We start from the raw sequence: 3,018 nt of genomic DNA, 5'->3' as shown, positions 1-3,018 counted from the left end.
CGCGACACGCTCCTGCTTGAACGGCGCTCACGCCGGGTCTGAGCAGCGCGGTCTGAGGGGGGCCGAGGGTGGCTTATGGCACTTGGCAGAGGTGGTTGAGGGCCGCCCACTGAAGGAGCATGATCGACTTTCCGTCCACGATGCGGCCGTCGTCGATCATGGCGAGTGCATCGGAGAAGGCAATCTCGATGGTTTCGATGTCCTCGCCCTCCGCGGCTACTCCGCCGCCGGGGCCTGTCTGGTCCGCCGGGGTGTAGGGCGCGACGTAGAAGTGCAGCCGTTCGGTGACAGATCCGGGGCTCATGTATGCGTCGAAGACGTGCCGCAGCGTTCCGACGTCGACGCCGAGTTCCTCGCTTGCCTCGCGCCGGATGGCCGTTTCGGGATCGTCGTCGTCCAGCAATCCGGCAGCAGCCTCGATCAGCATGCCGTCCGGATGATCGTTGACATAGGCCGGAAAGCGGAACTGCCGCGTGAGCAGAACCGTGCCCCGGCCGGCGTCGTACAACAGAATCGTTGCTCCGTTCCCTCTGTCGTAACTTTCGCGTTGCTCGGTGACCCATCGGCCGTCCCTGCGGCGGTAGTCGAAGGTGGTGCGACGCAGCACGTGCCAACCGTCGGAAGTCACTTCGACGTCGCGCACCACCACGGCGGGATTGCGGTCGAGGCCCCGGCCTGCCTGGTCGAGGCCGGTGCGGCCGCGGTGGTCGGGGACATCAATTCCAGGACGCAACGTCGTGGGAGGGGCATCGATTCTCGGAGTCATCCCGCTAGAATAGTGCATGATCGTGCAACATCAGGAAGGAACGCGCATGCTTGCTGCCGAACGGCACCAATTTCTCCTCTCGCGGCTTGCGGCCGATGGCAAGGTGATCGCCAAAGACATCGCCCGTGAACTCGGCCTGTCCGAAGACAGCGTGCGCCGCGATCTGCGCGAGCTTGCCGCGGCCGGGCTCTGCCAGCGTGTATACGGCGGTGCGCTGCCGGCTTCTCCTGCGATCGCCGACTATGCCACCCGCGCTACGGTCGAGCCGGAGAGCAAGGGGCGCATTGCTGCCTGCGCCGCTTCGATGATCCAGCCGGGTTCCGCCGTGATCCTCGACGGCGGCACCAGCACCCTCGCGGTGGTCCACGCGCTGCCGGCGGAGCTCGACTGCACTGTGATTACCCACAGTCCGACCATCGCCTCGGCGCTTGTCGAGCATCCCCTCATCGAGGTGTTCCTCCTCGGGGGCCGCTTGTTCAAACACTCTGCCGTGACCTGCGGGGCTGCGGCGGTCGAGGCCACCCAGGCCGTTTCCGCCGAGTTGTTCTTCCTCGGTGTCACCGGAATCCACCCCGTCCACGGACTCACCACCGCCGACGCCGACGAAGCCGCCATGAAGCGTGCTCTCGCCGCCCGTGCGGCAGATACGTACGTCCTCGCGAGCGCCGAGAAGATCGGGGCCGTTTCGCGCTACTCGGTGTTGCCTTTCGCCAGCGTCGCCGGCCTTATTACCGATGCGCCAGCGAACGATCCCACCATGGGGGAGCTCTCGCGCCTTGGCATCGCCCTTGTGGGCGCTGGATAACCGGGCTTGCCCCTACCCGGACCGATCCTCGTGTGCACGGGTGACGAAGTGTTCAACGCGCCGGTCCGGAACCAGCCAGATCATGGCCACGACGGTGTACGCGGCGACGGCGAGCAAAGGATGGAGGAAGCAGAGGCCAAGGCCGGCCACATAGATGAGCGGCGACGTCTTCCCCTTCCAGTCCCGGCCGATCGCCTGGGCCAGCGCACCCTGCCGGCCCTGGCGCCGGATCAACGACTGCTGCAGGACGTAGTAGGCAACGGCGGCGCACAGCAGGTTGAAGCCGTAAGCCAGCACCGGGACCTCGGCGAAGCCCGACTCATCCATCCAACGTGTGCTGAACGGGAAGAGGGATATCCAGAACAGCAAGTGCAGGCTCGCCCAGAGAATTCGGCCGTTGACCCGATCCGCCAGATGGATCATGTGGTGGTGGTTGTTCCAGTAGATCCCCACGTAGACGAAGCTGAGCAAATAGCTGAGGAACGTGGGAAAGACGCTCAGCAAGGCATGCCAGTTAGGCTCCGCGGGCACCCGCAGCTCAAGCACCATGATGGTGATGACGATCGCGAGGACGCCGTCGCTGAATGCCTCAAGCCGGTTCTTGTTCATCGCATTGCCTTCATGGGGACATCATCGTTGCTGCGGACTCCCGCGGCCAAGAGATTACGCCCGCCCTTCCCGCCTAGCCCAGCGTGGAGGCATCAATGACGAAGCGGTACCGCACATCGGAGGCGAGGACCCGCTCGTAAGCGTCGTTGATCTTCTCGGCCGGGATGACTTCGATCTCGGCCCCCAGCCCGTGTTCGGCGCAGAACTCGAGCATTTCCTGGGTCTCCCGGATGCCCCCGATCGCCGATCCGGCGAACGAACGCCGGCCCCCGATGAGTGCGAAGGCGTTGACCGGCAGCGGTTCCGCCGGTGCGCCCACGTTCACCAGCGCGCCGTCGAGCGCCAGCAACTGAAGGTAGGAGCTGATATCGATCGGGGCGCTGACGGTGTTGATGATCAGGTCGAAGGTCCGCGCGAGCTTTTCGAAGGTGGCCGGCTCGCTCGTGGCGAAGTACTGGTCCGCGCCCAAACGCAGGCCGTCTTCCATCTTCTTGAGCGACTGGGACAGCACCGTCACCTCGGCGCCCATGGCGTGCGCGAGCTTGACGGCCATGTGGCCCAGCCCGCCGAGTCCGACCACGCCGACCTTCTTGCCCGGTCCGGCACCCCAATGCCGGAGAGGCGAATAGGTGGTGATGCCTGCGCACAGCAGGGGGGCGGCGGCGTCGAGCGCTATCTTCGGGGATCCGCACCACGAAGTCCTCGGTCACGACGACGTGGGTTGAGTAGCCGCCTTGGGTGATGGTGCCGTCGCGGTCAACGGCGCCGTAGGTCCCGGTCATGCCTTTCAGGCAGTATTGCTCCTCGCCCTTGCGGCAGTTCTCGCATTCGCGGCAGG

The 3,018-nt window shown here is 65.4% G+C and carries 3 protein-coding genes and 1 pseudogene; 1 reads left to right on the top strand and 3 read right to left on the bottom strand.

All coding sequences use genetic code 11. From position 1 onward, the window contains the following. Window positions 1-73: 73 nt before the first annotated feature. Entirely contained in the window at window positions 74-766 is a 693-nt protein-coding gene (locus AHiyo1_RS16865) for an NUDIX domain-containing protein (protein WP_059389313.1), read from the bottom strand. Between the two features lie 46 nt (window positions 767-812). On the opposite strand from AHiyo1_RS16865, the gene AHiyo1_RS16860 reads away from it, so the two are divergent. After that, window positions 813-1,571 (top strand): DeoR/GlpR family DNA-binding transcription regulator, encoded by a 759-nt coding sequence (locus AHiyo1_RS16860; protein WP_059389314.1) that lies wholly within the window; start codon window positions 813-815, stop codon window positions 1,569-1,571. A 12-nt stretch (window positions 1,572-1,583) separates the two neighbouring features. Here AHiyo1_RS16860 and AHiyo1_RS16855 read toward each other — a convergent pair whose 3' ends face one another. Together AHiyo1_RS16855 and AHiyo1_RS16850 are read right to left on the bottom strand one after the other, a co-directional pair. Beyond that, window positions 1,584-2,180 (bottom strand): TMEM175 family protein, encoded by a 597-nt coding sequence (locus AHiyo1_RS16855; RefSeq protein ID WP_059389312.1) that lies wholly within the window; start codon window positions 2,178-2,180, stop codon window positions 1,584-1,586. A gap of 73 nt (window positions 2,181-2,253) precedes the next feature. After that, window positions 2,254-3,018 (bottom strand): annotated as a pseudogene (locus AHiyo1_RS16850) (NAD(P)-dependent alcohol dehydrogenase); the annotation flags it as partial.

This window comes from Arthrobacter sp. Hiyo1, assembly GCF_001263615.2.
Classification (GTDB): Bacteria; Actinomycetota; Actinomycetes; order Actinomycetales; family Micrococcaceae; genus Arthrobacter.
This window is presented reverse-complemented; position numbering and strand designations above follow the sequence as displayed.

What these genes read in the sequence shown, in the direction of transcription:
- AHiyo1_RS16860 (WP_059389314.1), top strand. Translation starts at nt 813, where the DNA reads ATGCTTGCTGCCGAACGGCACCAATTTCTCCTCTCGCGGCTTGCGGCC.
- AHiyo1_RS16865 (WP_059389313.1), bottom strand. Translation starts at nt 766, where the DNA reads ATGACTCCGAGAATCGATGCCCCTCCCACGACGTTGCGTCCTGGAATT.
- AHiyo1_RS16855 (WP_059389312.1), bottom strand. Translation starts at nt 2,180, where the DNA reads ATGAACAAGAACCGGCTTGAGGCATTCAGCGACGGCGTCCTCGCGATC.